The organism is Tistlia consotensis USBA 355 (assembly GCF_900177295.1).
In the GTDB taxonomy this organism is placed as follows: Bacteria; Pseudomonadota; Alphaproteobacteria; order Kiloniellales; family DSM-21159; genus Tistlia; species Tistlia consotensis.
The window spans coordinates 335,153-349,890 of the sequence record NZ_FWZX01000002.1 but is presented as its reverse complement, the minus strand read 5'-3'; the positions used below and the strand labels follow the sequence as shown (position 1 = coordinate 349,890).

Annotated in this window: 16 protein-coding genes; 7 read left to right on the top strand and 9 right to left on the bottom strand. The window is 71.1% G+C overall.

Features of this window, described 5'->3' with window-relative positions:
* The first annotated feature begins 134 nt into the window (after positions 1–134).
* The gene (locus B9O00_RS05105) at positions 135–1,016 is read left to right on the top strand and encodes a LysR family transcriptional regulator (RefSeq protein ID WP_085121363.1); all 882 of its coding nucleotides are present in this window, start codon (positions 135–137) and stop codon (positions 1,014–1,016) included.
* A 14-nt stretch (positions 1,017–1,030) separates the two neighbouring features.
* Here B9O00_RS05105 and B9O00_RS05100 read toward each other — a convergent pair whose 3' ends face one another.
* The 3 genes from B9O00_RS05100 to B9O00_RS05090 form a co-directional block, all read right to left on the bottom strand.
* Positions 1,031–1,945 carry an NAD(P)-dependent oxidoreductase gene (locus tag B9O00_RS05100; protein WP_085121362.1) on the bottom strand — a complete coding sequence of 305 codons (915 nt, stop codon included), beginning with the start codon at positions 1,943–1,945 and terminating at the stop codon, positions 1,031–1,033.
* 107 nt (positions 1,946–2,052) lie between these two features.
* Positions 2,053–3,276 (bottom strand): 3-sulfinopropanoyl-CoA desulfinase, encoded by a 1,224-nt coding sequence (gene acdA / locus B9O00_RS05095; RefSeq protein WP_085121361.1) that lies wholly within the window; start codon positions 3,274–3,276, stop codon positions 2,053–2,055.
* A 78-nt stretch (positions 3,277–3,354) separates the two neighbouring features.
* Positions 3,355–3,765, bottom strand: coding sequence for a DoxX family protein (locus B9O00_RS05090; protein WP_085121360.1), 411 nt, complete (start codon positions 3,763–3,765; stop codon positions 3,355–3,357).
* 216 nt (positions 3,766–3,981) lie between these two features.
* Here B9O00_RS05090 and B9O00_RS05085 point away from each other — a divergent pair, with 216 nt between their 5' ends.
* From B9O00_RS05085 to B9O00_RS05060, 6 genes are all read left to right on the top strand, one after another.
* On the top strand, positions 3,982–4,557 hold the full coding sequence (locus tag B9O00_RS05085; protein WP_085121359.1) for a VOC family protein: 576 nt from the start codon (positions 3,982–3,984) through the stop codon (positions 4,555–4,557).
* A gap of 125 nt (positions 4,558–4,682) precedes the next feature.
* Positions 4,683–5,930 (top strand): acyl-CoA dehydrogenase family protein, encoded by a 1,248-nt coding sequence (locus tag B9O00_RS05080; protein ID WP_085121357.1) that lies wholly within the window; start codon positions 4,683–4,685, stop codon positions 5,928–5,930.
* Positions 5,927–6,949: a phosphotransferase family protein gene (locus tag B9O00_RS05075; RefSeq protein WP_085121355.1), complete on the top strand. Its 1,023-nt coding sequence runs from the start codon at positions 5,927–5,929 to the stop codon at positions 6,947–6,949. Before B9O00_RS05080 ends, B9O00_RS05075 begins: the two co-directional genes overlap by 4 nt.
* 10 nt (positions 6,950–6,959) lie before the next feature.
* Positions 6,960–7,757, top strand: a complete 798-nt coding sequence (locus B9O00_RS05070; protein WP_085121354.1) for an SDR family NAD(P)-dependent oxidoreductase — start codon at positions 6,960–6,962, stop codon at positions 7,755–7,757.
* Positions 7,758–8,027: 270 nt separating this feature from the next.
* Entirely contained in the window at positions 8,028–8,801 is a 774-nt protein-coding gene (locus B9O00_RS05065; protein ID WP_085121352.1) for a hypothetical protein, read from the top strand.
* Positions 8,802–9,060: 259 nt separating this feature from the next.
* Complete coding sequence (locus B9O00_RS05060) at positions 9,061–9,303, top strand: type II toxin-antitoxin system Phd/YefM family antitoxin (RefSeq protein ID WP_085121350.1); 243 nt, start codon at positions 9,061–9,063, stop codon at positions 9,301–9,303.
* A gap of 78 nt (positions 9,304–9,381) precedes the next feature.
* Here the strand turns inward: B9O00_RS05060 and frp are convergent, their stop codons facing one another.
* From frp to B9O00_RS05030, 6 genes are all read right to left on the bottom strand, one after another.
* Positions 9,382–9,714 (bottom strand): fluorescence recovery protein, encoded by a 333-nt coding sequence (gene frp, locus B9O00_RS05055; RefSeq protein WP_085121454.1) that lies wholly within the window; start codon positions 9,712–9,714, stop codon positions 9,382–9,384.
* A 32-nt stretch (positions 9,715–9,746) separates the two neighbouring features.
* Positions 9,747–11,426: an SWIM zinc finger family protein gene (locus B9O00_RS05050; RefSeq protein ID WP_085121349.1), complete on the bottom strand. Its 1,680-nt coding sequence runs from the start codon at positions 11,424–11,426 to the stop codon at positions 9,747–9,749.
* The gene (locus tag B9O00_RS05045) at positions 11,423–11,833 is read right to left on the bottom strand and encodes a DUF3024 domain-containing protein (RefSeq protein WP_085121348.1); all 411 of its coding nucleotides are present in this window, start codon (positions 11,831–11,833) and stop codon (positions 11,423–11,425) included. Before B9O00_RS05045 ends, B9O00_RS05050 begins: the two co-directional genes overlap by 4 nt.
* Before the next feature lie 64 nt (positions 11,834–11,897).
* Positions 11,898–13,445, bottom strand: a complete 1,548-nt coding sequence (guaA, locus tag B9O00_RS05040) for a glutamine-hydrolyzing GMP synthase (RefSeq protein ID WP_085121347.1) — start codon at positions 13,443–13,445, stop codon at positions 11,898–11,900.
* 240 nt (positions 13,446–13,685) lie between these two features.
* Entirely contained in the window at positions 13,686–14,066 is a 381-nt protein-coding gene (locus B9O00_RS05035; protein WP_085121346.1) for a cupin domain-containing protein, read from the bottom strand.
* A gap of 30 nt (positions 14,067–14,096) precedes the next feature.
* Positions 14,097–14,615 carry a GNAT family N-acetyltransferase gene (locus B9O00_RS05030; protein ID WP_159460113.1) on the bottom strand — a complete coding sequence of 173 codons (519 nt, stop codon included), beginning with the start codon at positions 14,613–14,615 and terminating at the stop codon, positions 14,097–14,099.
* Between the last annotated feature and the right edge of the window lie 123 nt (positions 14,616–14,738).

Here is a 14,738-nt window from a genome sequence, read left to right as displayed (position 1 = left end):
ACTGAGATGTGCGCCTCGCGTAGCGCCGACGGCAACGTCCCCGGAACCGGAGGTCGCGGCGTTTCGGGGTCCCAGCCTATCGTTTCAGACGTATGATCCAGCTCGAATCGATCATCTGACCGGATAGCAAGCCCATGGACGTCTCCGACCTCAGGCTGTTCGAGGCCGTGTCACGGCACGGCAGCATGAACCGCGCCGCCCAGGAGCTGCACACCGTCCAGTCCAACGTCACGGCCCGAGTCCGCGCCCTGGAGAAGGAGCTCGGCGTCAGGCTGTTCCAGCGCCACGCCCGGGGCGTGACGACGACGCCGGCCGGCCTGCGGATGCTGCCGTTCGTCGCGCGCATCACCCGATTGCTCGCCGATGCCGAGACGGCGGCGCGGGACGACGGCACGCCGCACGGGGCGCTGCAGCTCGGCAGCCTGGAAAGCACCGCGGCGCTGCGCCTTTCACCTCTGCTCACGCGCTTCGCCAAGAGCTATCCGGCGGTGCGCCTCGTGGTCACGACCGGCACGACGCGCAGTCTGCTCGACGAGGTCCTCGGCTACCGCCTCGAAGGTGCCTTCGTCGCCGGCCCGGTCAACCATCCGGAGCTGCACCAGGAGGTCCTGTTCCGCGAGGAGCTGGTGCTCGTGACCTCCCGCGCCGTGCGGGCGCCGGAGGAGCTGGCCGGGGTGCCCGACCTCAAGACCATCGTCTTCCAGCTCGGCTGTTCCTACCGCCAGCGGCTCGAGGCGCTGCTGGCCGGCCTCGGCATCGTCACGGCCGAGCCGCTGGCGTTCGGCTCGCTGGACATGATCGTGAGCTGCGTGTCGGCCGGCGTCGGCGTGACGCTGCTGCCGAAGGGCGTGGTCGCGGCGGCCTGGCAGGACGGCAGGGTCGCCGTCCACGAGCTGCCGCCCGAGCAGGCCCGGGTCGAGACGCTCTTCGTCCGCCGCAGCGACGCCTACCAGTCGACCGCCCTCGCCGCCTTCCTGGAACTCGCCCGCAGGCAGCCCGTCCCGGGCGCCCTCTAGGACGTCGTCCCGGATCACGCCGGCGCGGCTGGCGGCGTCTCCCGATCTCCATCGCTGCGGGCCTCGAGGGCGTGCAGCACGGCGATCATGTCGGCCTCGCCGAAGCCCAGGGCCTGCGTCTCCTCGTAGAGCTGCCGGCAGAGCTCGAGCAGCGGCGCGGCCAGCCCGGCGTCCCGGGCGGCCCCGGCGGCGAGGCGGCAGTTCTTCAGCACGTCGGCGATGGCGGCCTGGACGGCGAAGTCGCCGGCCGCCAGCTTCCCGGCCTTGACGCGCGAGATGGCGCTGGCGATCTGGCCGCCGTTCACGACGGCCAGGAACTGCTGCCGGTCGAGGCCGTAGCGCTCGGCCAGGTGGAAGGCCTCGACTAGGCCGGTGACGGTCGGGATCAGGAAGGCGTTGCTGGCCAGCTTCATGAGCAGGGCCTTCGGCACTTCGCCGCAGACGAAGGCCTCCCGGCAGAGCGGCCGGAGCAGCGGCTCGACCGCCGCGACGGCCGCCGGCTCGCCGGCCAGCATCACGACCAGCTCGCCGGACTCGGCCGGCTTGCGCGAGCCGGAGACCGGGGCCTCGACGTAGCGGCCACCGGCTGCCCGGACCTCGGCCTCCAGCGCCTCCGAATAGGCCGGGGAGACCGTGCCCATCTGAACGAGGGTGCGGCCGCCGACGTTGGCCGCGAAGACCGCCTGCCCGCGCCCCAGCACGGCATCGACCGCGGCCTCGTTGGCCATCATCAGGACCGCCGTCTCGACCTCGGCGAAGACGGCCGCCGCGCTCGGCGCCACCCGGGCGCCGGCGGCGCGCAGCACCTCGCGGTTCTCCGGCGAGCGGTTCCAGACGACGAGCCGCGTCCCGGCCCGCGCCAGGTTCAGCGCCATGGGCAGCCCCATCACGCCGAGACCGATGAAGCCGATGTCCTGCCGCTCGCCCATGCCTCGCCCCTGCGCGTCGTTCCCGTCTGTCAGCCCTGGCTAGCTGGGCGCGGCGACGGCCGTCTTGAACGATCCTGCGAGGCGACGGACCGGAAGCACGGCGGGACTCACTCCGCGGCGCGCGTCGCCGCGGCCTTCGCATAGCCGTCCCGGCCCTGCGGCAGCTTCATGCCCAGGACGCGGCCGGCGATCTGGGTGCGCAGCACCTGGGCGGTGCCGCCGCCGATCGTGAACATGCGGGCGTCGCGGACCATGCGCTCGAGCGGCAGGTTGCGGGAATAGCCGCGGGCGCCGAAGAGCTGCAGCGCGTCGTTGGTCACCTTGATCGCCGTCTCCGAGGCGAAGACCTTGGCCTGGGCCGCGAGCAGCGGGTCCGGGAAGGGAGCGGCGCTGAGCGCCGCGTCGTGGATGCCGAGGCGCGCGGCGTTGAGCTGCACCGCCATGTCGGCGAGCATCCACTGCAGGCCCTGGAACTCGGCGATCGGCCGGCCGAACTGCTCGCGTTCCTTCGCGAAGTCGCGGGCCAGCTCGAAGGCGCCCTGGGCGATGCCGAGCGCCACCGTCGCGGCCCCGACCCGCTGGCTGTTGTAGGCGTTCATCAGCTCGGCGAAGCCGCGCCGCCAGCCGCCCGGCGGCTGCAGCACCATGGCCGCCGGCACCTCGAGGTCCTCCAGGATCACCTCGCTCTCCGGGATGCCGCGCAGGCCCATGGCCGGCTCGCGACGGCCGATCCGGAAGCCCTGGGCCTCGGCGGCCTCGGGGTCGTCGCGCAGGAACAGGAAGCCGCCGATGCCGAGCTCGCTGCCGTCGGCCTCGAAGGCGCGGGCGAAGATCAGGTGCAGGCGCGAGACGCCGGCGCCGGTGATCCAGTGCTTCCTGCCGTTCAGCACGAAGGCGTCGCCGCGCCGCACCGCCGCGGTCGTCATCTCGCTGGCCGCCGAGCCCGCCTCCGGCTCGGTGATGCAGATCGCCGGCTTGTCGCCGGACAGCACGGCCGCGGCCGCCAGCCGCTTCTGCGCCTCGCTGCCGTAGTGCATGACCGCCGAGATCGCGCCCATGTTGGCCTCGACCGCGATGCGCCCGGTGACGCCGCAGACCCGGGCCAGCTCCTCGACGATCAGCGCGGCGTCGAAGAAGCTGCCGCCGGCCCCGCCGTAGGCCTGCGGGATGGTGTAGCCCATCAGGCCGGCCTCGTTGAGCGCCCGGACGTTGTCCCAGGGATAGGCCTCGCTGCGGTCGACCTCGGCGGCGCGCGGCCGCACGACGGCCTCGGCCAGCTCGCGGGCCCGGGCCCTGAGTCTCTCCTGTTCCGGGCTGAGGCTGAACGGCATGGGGCCACCTCGTCGGTTCGATCCCGCGGGATGATGCCAGGGCCGCGTCACGACCGAAAGCGACGCAGCGCCCGCGCGTCAGGCCAGCAGGCGGATCGGGCGCCTTCTGCGGGCCACCAAGGCATCGCCCGGCCCGTGGACGGCGGCGAACAGCAGTCCGGCGATGAAGGTGAAGTGGTCGACGAAGGCGCCGAACTCCATCTGGTTGGCCTGCCAGTGCGAGGGGCCGTGGAAGGCGAAAGCCAGGAACAGGACATAGGCGGCGGCGAGCAGCGCGGCTTCGGAGAAGAGGACGCCGGTCAGGAAGGCGAGGGCGAGCGCGACCTCGAAGAAGGCGGCGATCCAGGCCAGGACCAGCGGAAACGGAAAGCCGGCGGAGGCGATGTAGCCCGCCGTCCCTGCCATGCCGAGGAACTTGAAGGACGCGGCCATGACGAACATGCCCGCGAAGATCAGCCTCGCCACCAGTATCGCCGCTGTCCTCGCCATTCGAATGCGCTCCCCTGGAGATCGTCGGTCCGCCGGCCGCCCTCGCGATTCCCTCTCGCGCTTCCGGCACCCGACGGTGCATGACTTTCCCCGACTCCGCAACGGCAGGTCCAGCCTGCCCTGCGCCCGGCCGCCCCGCTGGCTCCGGCCTCCGCCGCCGCGAAAGGGCCATGGCAGGGCGCGACGATCGAAACGGCCGGCTTCGGAGGAAAGGCAATGAGCGTCACGCTCAACCACACCATCGTCCATGCCCGCGACTGCGCCGAGACCGCGGCCTTCCTGACCGAGATCCTCGGCCTGGAACCGCCGCGGCGTCTCCGGCACTTCACGGTCGTCCGGGTCGGCGAGACCTCGCTCGACGTCCTGCCTGCCGACGGCGAGATCGCGCAGCACCACTTCGCCTTCCTAGTCAGCGAGCCGGAGGTCGACGCCATCTTCGCCCGACTCCGGGAGCGCGGCCTGACCTGGTGGGCCGACCCGTCCCGCCACGAGGCGGGCGCGATCAACCGCTGGGGCGACGGCCGCGGCCTCTACTTCGACGACCCCGACGGCCACCTGCTCGAGATCCTGACCCGCCCCTACGGCAGCGGCGGTCTCGGGGCCGAGCCCGCCTCCGGCTCGTTGATGCAGATCGCCGGCTTGTCACCGGCCAGAACGCTCTCCGCCTCCTTCCCCGTCGTCGCCGCGCTCTTCCGTCATCCCCGCGGAGGCGCCAAGGCATGCACCGTGGCCGGCGGCATCGCGTCCTGCGTCGCTTCGTCGATCCGGAGCACGGGCGAGCGAGAGGGGTGACGGCGCAGCCGGAATTCGAAATGATCCGGAACCGCTGGCGAGAGGCCGATGCAACCGGCCCGCAGAACCGGCAACGCCCCCAAGGGAGCGGCAGCGCCGCTCGACGCCTGGATCGGAGACGCACCGTGGACTTCACGCTGAGCGAACGCGAACGCGGGTTCCAGCATCGGGTCCGCGCCTTCACGGCGAGCGAGGTGCGGCCGCGCCTCCGGGACTACGAGGACGAGGTCGCGCAGGGCGACCGCTGGGCGCCCTCGCAGACCATCGAGGCGCTGAAGGTCAAGGCGCGGGCGGCGGGGCTGTGGAACCTCTTCATGCCGCCGGCCGGCGATCATGATCAGGTCGACGACAGCTTCGTGTTCTCCGGCGAGCGCCTGTCCAACCTGGAGTACGCCCTCTGCGCCGAGGAGATGGGGCGCATCCACTGGGCCTCGGAGGTCTTCAACTGCTCGGCGCCCGACACCGGCAACATGGAGGTGCTGCACCGCTACGGCACCCGCGCCCAGAAGGACCGCTGGCTGAAGCCGCTGATGGAGGGCGAGATCCGCTCGGCCTTCCTGATGACCGAGCCCGAGGTCGCCTCCTCGGACGCCACCAACATCCAGACCTCGATCGTGCGCGACGGCGACCACTATGTGGTCGAGGGCCGCAAGTGGTGGTCGTCGGGGGCGGGCGATCCGCGCTGCAAGCTCGCGATCGTCATGGGCAAGACCGATCCCTCGGCCGAGAAGCATCGCCAGCAGGCGATGATCCTGGTCGACCTGGAGGCGCCCGGGGTCCGGAAGGAGCGCCTGCTGTCGGTCTACGGCTACGACCACGCGCCCCACGGCCACGGCGAGATCACCCTCGACAAGGTGCGAGTGCCGGCCGGGAACCTGCTGCTCGGCGAGGGCCGGGGCTTCGAGATCGCGCAAGGGCGCCTGGGCCCGGGGCGCATCCATCACTGCATGCGCACCATCGGCGCGGCCGAGGAGGCGCTCGAGGCCCTGTGCCGGCGGCTGGTCGGCCGCACCGCCTTCGGCAAGGCGATCTACGAGCACTCGCTGTGGGAGGAGCGGATCGCCCAGGCGCGCATCGACATCGAGATGACCCGCCTGCTCTGCCTCAAGGCCGCGGACATGATGGACCGGGCCGGCAACAAGGCGGCGCGCAACGAGATCGCGATGATCAAGGTGCAGGCGCCGCGGATGGCGCTGCGGATCATCGACGACGCCGTGCAGGCCCACGGCGGCGCCGGCGTCAGCGGCGACTTCGCGCTGGCCGCGGCCTGGGCGCACATCCGCACCCTGCGCCTCGCCGACGGGCCGGACGAGGTCCACCAGCGCGTCATCGCCCGCAGCGAGCTCAGGCCCTACCGCCAGGAGGCGCAGTGAGCGACCTGGAGCTGCCAAGGCTCTCGCGCTGGCTGGAGGACAACCTTCCCGGCTTCACCGGGATCGCGGCGCTGGAGAAGTTCCCCGGCGGCCAGTCCAACCCGACCTACCGGCTCCAGACCGGCGGCGGCAGCTGCGTGCTGCGCCGCAAGCCGTTCGGCGTGCTGCTGCCCTCGGCCCATGCCGTCGAGCGCGAGTTCCGGCTGCTGACGGCGCTGCAGCCGACCGGCTTCCCGGTGCCGCGCCCGATCGCGCTCTGCGAGGATCCCGGGGTGATCGGCGCGGCCTTCTACCTGATGGAGCTGGTGCCGGGCCGCGCCTTCTGGAACGGCGCCCTGCCCGAGGTCCCGGTGGCCGGGCGGCGCGCCCTCTACGAGGCGATGATCGACACGCTGGCCGCGCTCCACGCGCTCGACCACGAGGCCCTGGGCCTCGCCGACTTCGGCCGGCCGGGCAACTACGTCGAGCGCCAGGTCGGCCGCTGGACCCGGCAGTACCGCGCGGCCCAGACCGACGCGATCCCCGAGGTCGAGCGGCTGATCGGCTGGCTGCCGGGCACGATCCCGGAGCAGACCCGGAGCTCGGTGATCCACGGCGACTACCGGCTCGACAACCTGATCTATGCCGCCGAGGCCCCGCGGGTGCGCGCGGTGCTCGACTGGGAGCTCGCCACCATCGGCGACCCGCTGGCCGACTTCACCTATCTCGCGATGCACTGGGTCATGCCGCTCGACGGCCGCTCCGGGCTGCTCGGCCTCGACCTGGAGGCCGAGGGCCTGCCGACGCTCGACGAGGCCGTCGCCCGCTACTGCGCAGCGAGCGGCCGCGAGGCGCTGCCCGACCTGCACTGGTACTTCGCCTACAACCTGTTCCGGCTGGTCGGCATCCTGCAGGGCGTCAAGAAGCGCTTCGTCGACGGCAACGCCTCGAGCAGCCAAGCCGCGAGCGTCTTCGAGCGGATCGCGCCGCTGGCCGAGGCCGCCTGGGCCGAGGCCCGCCAGGCCGGAGCGAAAGACTAGGGAGGCCTTCATGAGCGGACGCTTCGCCGGCCGCAGCGTCGTCGTCACCGGCGCCGGATCGGGCATCGGCCGGGCGACGGCCCTGCTGTTCGCCCGCGAGGGCGCCCGGGTGGTGGCGCTCGACCGCAGCGAAAGCGTGGAGGAGACCGCTGCCCAGCACCCCGCCGTCCTGCCCCTGCGCGGCGATGCCGCGGACGAGGCCGACGTCGCCGCCCTGGTCGCGACCGCGGTCGAGCGCCACGGCTGCCTCGACGTCGTCGTCGCCAACGCCGGCGTCAGCGGCGGCACGCGCGGGCTGTTCGAGCTGGGCGCCGAGGACTGGGCGGCGCTGCTGCGCGTCAACCTGATCGGCCCGTTCCTCGCGATCAAGCACGGCGCAAAGGCCATGCTGGAGATCGGGCGCCCGGGCGCGATCGTCTGCACCGCCTCGGTCGCCGGCCTGCGCGCCGGCGCCGGCGGGCCGGCCTACTCCGCCTCCAAGGCCGGCGTCATCAGCCTCGTGCAGACCGCCGCCCAGCAGCTCGCCGGCAGCGGCATCCGCGTCAACGCGGTCTGCCCCGGCCTCGTCGAGACCGGCATGACCCGCGCGCTCTACGAGGCGGCGCGCGCCAAAGGCCGCGAGGACCGGATCGGCCAGCTCAACCCGCTGCGCCGCGGCGGCGAGCCCGAAGAGATCGCCGCGGCCATCGCCTTCCTCGCCTCCGACGCGGCGAGCTACGTCAACGGCCAGGCGCTCGCCGTCGACGGAGGCCTGTCGAGCTCTCACCCTTTCGCGCGGCCGTGGGGCGTCGGGGAGACGACGGTCTAGGGAGACAGAATAGGTCAGCAAGCTCCCGGCGCCTCTCTCCCGACTCCACTCGATTATCCGAGTCGGCTTGCTGGTCGCATCGTAGACGACTCGGATGACTGCCTACCTCATTGACGATGCGGGTCGCGATCATCGAACGGCATCCCAATTCTTGCCTCTGCTCAACGTGTCGTTGGCGGACATTGTACGGACTACCCAACGGCCAATATTGTTCCCCCTCCGTTCCGAAGAAGCCTAGCTGCAATCAGGCCAACGCACTATTATGCGCGCATGAGTGTGACCGAGATTCTGACCGAGGAGTTCTTGGCCGAGCTCCCCGATGATTCACGAGCCGCGTTCGGCATGGTGCTGCGCCGCGCAGACACGTATCTCGCCGAGGCTTTGCAAGCGGTCGACGAGACCGAGAATAGCAGCTGGTACGTCTACGAGACGGCTCAGCACACGGCCATGAATACGATCATTGCCGTGGCAAAGCGTTATGCGATCCGGCCGTTCGCAGATATGGCCGTGCCGCCACGGCGAGGCTTCGGGGCCCAAGATTTCGCCGAATTCAAAGTCGACCTGGACCACTACACCGCCCAGCTGCTTCTCGATAACAGCATTCGGAGCAAGCGTGACGCTGTCGTAATAGAACCGAAGGTCAAGGACCGCCTTCGCCAGCATGTCTACGGAATCAAGACCCTCATCGATCAGACCGAAATGCCAGAACCCCGGCGCGCCGTTTTGCACAAGCGAATCGCAGACTTTGAGGCAGCGTTGGAGAGACCACGGGTGAACGTGGTAATGCTCGCCGGCGTGATAGTGACAATCTTGGCCGGCGCCGCCAATGTGGCCCAGCTCGCCGACAGCCCGGCGATGCAAAAGCTGGTCGCGAATATTATGACAACCATCGGCGAAGCGAAGGCCATCGACGAGGAAAAGCGCGAGTTGCCGCCGGTCCAGCCACCTCAGCCCCTGTTGCCGCCTCGTCCAGCAGACGCGAAACCACCGAAAGAGCGAGACGGGGCGTTCGCCGCCGATCTGGACGACGACATTCCGTTCTAGTCCGAGCACAATGCTGGCCCTAGCCCCCTACTCCCACTCGATCGTCCCCAGCTTGCTCGTGACGTCCTAAACGACTCGGTTGCCCCCCGCTCCTCGCTCGCAACCCGCGTCGCCACGATCGATTGGAACGCATGGCCGTAGCTGCGGGCGTCGCCGATGACCCCGAACTGTCCGGAACCGCCGGGCGGACGCGGGGGATTTCGCCGAAGCCAGGCCACCCGCTATACGATGTGGCCATCCAGATGGTCAGGAGCGTGGCATGGACACGATCGAGGTGGCGGGCGCCAAGGCGCATCTGAGCGAGCTCGTCGACCGGGTCGAATCGGGCGGTTCAATCGAGATCACCCGGTGCGGCAGGCCGGTCGCGCGGCTCATGGCCGTGGTCGGGCCGCGCAAGCGGATCGATGCGGAGATGCTCAGGGCCCTGACGGCGACCATGCCCGCAGAGACCGGAGACGCCAGAGATCCGGAGCGCTCAATGCGGAATGCCGACCGCTACTGATGCTCTACCTCGAAACCTCGCTGATCGGCGCGGCGCTTTCAAACCGAGCGATGATCCCGGCCCACGAGGCCCCGCCCCTCACCGCCTCCGCAGCAGGGCGAGGTACGAGCGGACGAGTTCCAGCTTCTCCTCGGCGAGGCCGGCGAGCTGTGCTTCGTCCAGGTGCCCTTCGTGGATCAGGCGGGCGAAGACGAAGGGCAGCTGCGAATAGCGGAAATCCAGCAGCTCTTCGAGCGCGCGCCGCTGCTGCCGCAGATGGCGCTCCAGCTCCCAGAGATCCGCCGGCTCGGCGACCGCGGCCGCCCGGCGCCGGAACTCTGCCAGCAGCTCGGCAAAGACCGCTTCGGCGGCTTGGTCGAAGGCGCGGCGCGCGACCTTCTTTTCCGACCCTGACCACTTCAGATCGCGCATCGTCACGACGGCCGATCTCCCTCTGTCCGGCGTCACCCCAGAAGCTTCATCAGGTTGCGCTTGCGGCCGTGGCGCGCCTTGACGTCCGTCAGGTATGTCGCCTGCTCCGCCGCACCCCTCAGCCCGGCCATCCGCGCGATCAGGGCGGCGGCCTCCGCGTAGGACGGATTGCCGCCGACCCGGGCGAGCTCCTCGACATGCTCGGCATAAACCGCGAGCGCTTCGCCCGGATGAGTCGCCTCGCTCGCTACCGCCAGTGCCTGCTTGACCTCGCGCGATGCCCCGCGGGCGCGGACGACGGTCCAGGCAGCCTCGAACATCCGCTCCTCGATCATCACGTGCACGAGGAGGTCGGCCGGCGATTCCCACAGCGAGGCGCGCCTGCCGTCGAGCCTTCCCTCCAGGACCGCGACCGCCCGCGGGGCCGCTTGTTCGCCGCCGAGCGCGCGCAGGCGGCCGTAGAGGCCCAGGCTCGGTGCCTTCTCGAAGGCCCGCCACAGATGCGCCTCGGCGTCCGCCGCGCGGCCGGCGCTCAGCAGCAGGTCGACGGCGCAGGACAGCAGCCGCTCGTCCGGTCCTCGGTCCTCGAACAGCCAGAGCCCCTCCTCGGCGGTGCTCAGCGCCTCCGCCTCGCGGCCGTGCGCCCGGCAGAACTCGGCGAGCTGGAGATAGGCCCAGGGCGAGACGAGGTTCCCGGCCCGCAGCGCGATGCGCGTCTCGAGGTCGCCGTCGCGGGCGGCGAAGAAGTCGAGGATCGCCATCAAGCTGTCGCGATCGACCTCGTCCTGCTCGCCGCGCGGCGGTCCGCCGCGGGGCGACAGCGTCGCCCAGGCCTCCTCGGCAAGCCGGCGGTATTCGCCGAGCCCCGCCTCGCCCAGGACATCGGCATAGCGCTCCGCAGCCGCTTCGAAGCCGCCGTACTCGCCCTTCGTCTCCCGCCGGAAGAGGTCGCGGGCGAGGGCGACCGGGTCGGGCCTGGCGGCCCGGCAGGCCTCGAGGTGGATCTCCTGGCTGCGCGCGAGCAGGGCGCCGCAGTGGCCGTCGGAGTCGTCGATCTCCTCGATCGCGCTCTCGATTCTCTCGACCGCGTAGTCCGCGAGCTCGACGACCAGCGCCGCGCGGGGACCGGAGGCCAGCTCGGCCAGCAGGTCCAGCGCGGCATCCGCGCCGCCGGCCCAGGCCGCCGCCTGCCAGTAGTCGACGAAGCCACCGGTGCGGGTCGCGTCGCGGATCGCCCGCTTCAGGCGTGCTTCGAGCGCCTTGTCGTCGGCCCCGGTCGCCGCGGCGGCGATCTCCAGCTTGCGGAGCAGCGCCGGATCCCGCTCGGCAATCCCGACGATCGTCTCGACCAGGGCCTCGACGCTCCGGGTCCTCAGGTGCTCGCGGATCCGGTCGAGCAGGCCGGGGCCCTCGGGCTGCCCCGGGGCGGTCGCGGCATTCGCGGCCAGGGCGACCGCGACCATGTGCTTGCAGAAGCCGTCGCGCTCGAAGGCCGGGCAGGAGCACGCGCCGCCGATCGCCCTGCCCTGGCCGGTCACCTCGGTGCGGTATTCCTCGCTGCCGGTGACCCGCGCCAGCACCCGGCCCGGCCCGATGTCGAGGATCTCGACCAGCCCGTCGCGGAAATAGGCCTGGCCACGCGCGAGCACCCGGTCGCCGGCCAAGTCCCGGAGGGTGTCCAGGTCGAACCGCGGGCCGCGCTTCGTGCTCATGTCAGCGGGTGCAGCAGCTCGTCGTCCTCGATGAGATTCAAGGCTTCCTCCAGAGGGACGTCGCCATGCAGGCGGAACCACTGTCCGGTATGGCGATGCCAGAAGACGTCGAAGCGCGGCTCGGCGAGATGGCTCTGCCGGTGGTCGAGGCGCGTGAAGGCCGAGTCGAACTCCTCGCCGAGATTGTCCGGGAAGCCGGAGCGGAAGCGGGTGATGAAGCTGTAGCGGTGGCCGCGCCAGCGACCGAGGATGTCGACGGCATAGTTGAACTGCGTCGGGCAGATCACGGGCAGGAAGCGGGGCTTCAGCCGGTTCGCGATGAAGCGCTCGCAGACGGCCGTGATCTCGGCCTTCTGCTCCTTGGTCAGCTCCCTGACCCAGACCCATCTGCCCTTCGGCTTCGGCATGGTCCGCTTCCGTCAGTCGACCTCCCGGCGGCGCCAGGAACCAGGCAGCACCGCCGCCAAGAGCCTACTCCCACTCGATCGTCCCCGGCGGCTTCGAGGTCACGTCGTAGACCACCCGGTTGACCCCGCGCACCTCGTTGACGATGCGGGTCGCGACCATCGACAGGAAGCTGTGGTCGAAGGGGTAGCTGTCGGCGGTCATGCCGTCGGTCGAGGTGACGGCGCGCAGGGCCAGGACGTGGTCGTAGGTGCGGGCGTCGCCCATGACGCCGACGGTCTTGACCGGCAGCAGCACGGCGAAGGCCTGCCAGATGGCGTCGTAGAGGCCGGCCTTGCGGATCTCCTCGAGGTAGATCGCGTCGGCCTTGCGCAGGATCGCGCAGGCCTCGGGCGTGACCGGCCCGGGGATGCGGATCGCGAGACCCGGGCCCGGGAAGGGATGGCGGCCGACCAGGGTCTCGGGCAGGCCGAGCTCGCGGCCGAGCGCCCGCACCTCGTCTTTGAACAGCTCGCGCAGCGGCTCGACCAGCTGCATGCGCATGCGCTCGGGCAGGCCGCCGACGTTGTGGTGGCTCTTGATCGTCACCGAGGGCCCACCGGCGAAGGAGACGGACTCGATGACGTCGGGATAGAGCGTGCCCTGGGCCAGGAAGTCGGCGCCGCCGACCTTGGCGGCCTCCTCCTCGAAGACGTCGATGAAGGTCGCGCCGATGATCTTGCGCTTGGCCTCGGGATCGTCGACGCCGGCCAGCTTGCCGAGGAAGAGGTCCGAGGCGTCGCGCGCGACCAGCGGGATGTTGTAGTGGCCGCGGAACAGCCGCTCGACCTCCTCGCGCTCGCCCTGGCGCAGCAGGCCGTGGTCGACGAAGATGCAGGTCAGCTGCTCGCCGATCGCCTCGTGAATCAGCACCGCGGCGACCGAGGAGTCGACGCCGCCCGACAGGCCGCAGATGACGCGGCCCTGGCCGACCTGCCGGCGGATCGCCGCGATCGCCTGCTCGCGGAACGCGGCCATGGTCCAGTCGCCGCGGCAGCCGGCGACCTTCTTGACGAAGTTCTCGAGCAGCTTCGCGCCGTCCGGCGTGTGCACGACCTCGGGATGGAACATCAGGCCGTAGTAGTCGCGCGCCTCGTCGGCGAAGATCGCGAAGGGCGCGCCCTCGCTGGTCGCGACGACCCGGAAGCCCGCGGGCAGCGCCTCGACCCGGTCGCCGTGGCTCATCCAGACCTGGTGGCGCTCGCCCGGCTGCCAGAGGCCGTCGTAGAGCCTGCAGGGCTGCTCGATCTTCAGGAAGGCGCGGCCGAACTCCTGGTGGTCGGAAGGCTCGACCTTGCCGCCCAGGCCGGCGGCCATGGCCTGCTGGCCATAGCAGATGCCGAGGATCGGCACGCCCAGCTCGAAGACCGTCTGCGGCGCCCGGGGCGAGGTCTCGACGGTCAGCGAGGCCGGCCCGCCGGAGAGAATCACCGCCTTCGGGTCGAAGGCCCGGATCCGCGCCTCGCCGGCGTCGAAGGGGAAGATCTCGCAGTAGACCCCGGCCTCGCGCAGCCGCCGCGCGATCAGCTGGGTCACCTGCGAGCCGAAGTCGAGGATCAGCACGTGCTCGGTCATGGCGCTTGATAGCCGATTCCCGGCGCCGGTGGGAGGGGGCGGTGGGAGGGGCATCGGGCGGGGCTGGCATGCGGGCGGCTGAGGCCGGAGCCGCCCACCTCACCCTCCCACGCTTCGCGTGGGCCCCTCCCTCTCCCCCAGAGGCGGAGAGGGAAAGTGAACCCTCTCCGCTTTGGGGAGAGGGAGGGGCCCGCGGCCGTCAGGTCGTGGGAGGGTGAGGTGCGGCACGAACCACGCCGCTCACCCCGGCGCGCCGGTCTCCTCGGTCGCGAACCCGGCCGGGGTGGTGATCTCCAGCATCTCGACGTCGTCGGAGTGGGCGACCTCGCGGTGCCGGATGCCGGGCGGCTGGTGCACGCAGGAGCCGGCCTCGAGCCGGACCTCGCCCTGGCCCTCGTACTCGAAGACGACCCAGCCCTTGAGCACGTAGACCATCTGGAAGCCGAGCTCGTGGCGGTGCCAGACCGGCTCGGCGCCGTGACCCGGCTTCGCCCGGATCACGTGGGCGCCGACCCGGCCGCCGGTCGCCGCGGCGATGCCGAGGTCGCGGTAGGCGAAGAAGCCGCGCAGCCCCTCCTCGAAGGGCTCGTCGGCGTGGCGCACGGAGAATTGCGCTGTCATTGCTTCCCCTCCTCTGTCGCTTCTTCTGTTCTACCGCCAGGCCGAGAGCCAGCCGACCAGGTCGTCCCAGCCGTAGGCGACCTGGGCGACGGGACAGCCGGCGAAGGGCTCGGTCTTCTCGGCCAGGCGCTCGCCGCCCATGGCCTCGTAGAAGAAGCGACTGGGATTGGCGGCGACGACCCAGACCAGGGCCGAGAGGAAGCCGGCCGCCGAGAGCTCCTCGAAGAGCGCGACCAGCAGCTCGCGGCCCAGCCCCTGGCCCTGCCAGTCGGGATGGATGTAGAGCGTCTCGATCTCGCCGTCGTAGGGCAGGGTCTGGCTGCGGGTGCGCCCGCAGGAGCCGAAGCCGACCGGGCCCTGGTCCGGCGCGCAGATCACCAGCACCTTGCCGTAGCGGACCCGCCCGGCGCGCTGCCGGCCGATCGCCTCGCGCCAGCGCGTCGCCCAGGTGCCGGGATCGAGGCGCGCGAGATATCCCGGCTCGATCATGCCCGCGTAGGTTGCCTGCCAGGCCTCGACGTGGATGCGCCCGATGGCATCGGAATCCATCGGCGTGGCCTCGCGTATGTCGAAGGCCAGGGCCATGCCCTCAATCTAGCGCGCCCTCGGGAATTTGTAGTGAGCGAAGAAAGATCGCGGACTGCGGTGCCTCTGGCCCATCCTTCGACAGGC

Excerpts from the sequence above, each read along its gene's own strand:
- B9O00_RS05105 (WP_085121363.1), top strand. The coding sequence starts at position 135 with ATGGACGTCTCCGACCTCAGGCTGTTCGAGGCCGTGTCACGGCACGGC.
- B9O00_RS05100 (WP_085121362.1), bottom strand. The coding sequence starts at position 1,945 with ATGGGCGAGCGGCAGGACATCGGCTTCATCGGTCTCGGCGTGATGGGG.
- acdA (WP_085121361.1), bottom strand. The coding sequence starts at position 3,276 with ATGCCGTTCAGCCTCAGCCCGGAACAGGAGAGACTCAGGGCCCGGGCC.
- B9O00_RS05090 (WP_085121360.1), bottom strand. The coding sequence starts at position 3,765 with ATGGCGAGGACAGCGGCGATACTGGTGGCGAGGCTGATCTTCGCGGGC.
- B9O00_RS05085 (WP_085121359.1), top strand. The coding sequence starts at position 3,982 with ATGAGCGTCACGCTCAACCACACCATCGTCCATGCCCGCGACTGCGCC.
- B9O00_RS05070 (WP_085121354.1), top strand. The coding sequence starts at position 6,960 with ATGAGCGGACGCTTCGCCGGCCGCAGCGTCGTCGTCACCGGCGCCGGA.
- B9O00_RS05065 (WP_085121352.1), top strand. The coding sequence starts at position 8,028 with ATGAGTGTGACCGAGATTCTGACCGAGGAGTTCTTGGCCGAGCTCCCC.
- B9O00_RS05060 (WP_085121350.1), top strand. The coding sequence starts at position 9,061 with ATGGACACGATCGAGGTGGCGGGCGCCAAGGCGCATCTGAGCGAGCTC.
- frp (WP_085121454.1), bottom strand. The coding sequence starts at position 9,714 with ATGCGCGATCTGAAGTGGTCAGGGTCGGAAAAGAAGGTCGCGCGCCGC.
- B9O00_RS05050 (WP_085121349.1), bottom strand. The coding sequence starts at position 11,426 with ATGAGCACGAAGCGCGGCCCGCGGTTCGACCTGGACACCCTCCGGGAC.
- B9O00_RS05045 (WP_085121348.1), bottom strand. The coding sequence starts at position 11,833 with ATGCCGAAGCCGAAGGGCAGATGGGTCTGGGTCAGGGAGCTGACCAAG.
- guaA (WP_085121347.1), bottom strand. The coding sequence starts at position 13,445 with ATGACCGAGCACGTGCTGATCCTCGACTTCGGCTCGCAGGTGACCCAG.
- B9O00_RS05035 (WP_085121346.1), bottom strand. The coding sequence starts at position 14,066 with ATGACAGCGCAATTCTCCGTGCGCCACGCCGACGAGCCCTTCGAGGAG.
- B9O00_RS05030 (WP_159460113.1), bottom strand. The coding sequence starts at position 14,615 with ATGGATTCCGATGCCATCGGGCGCATCCACGTCGAGGCCTGGCAGGCA.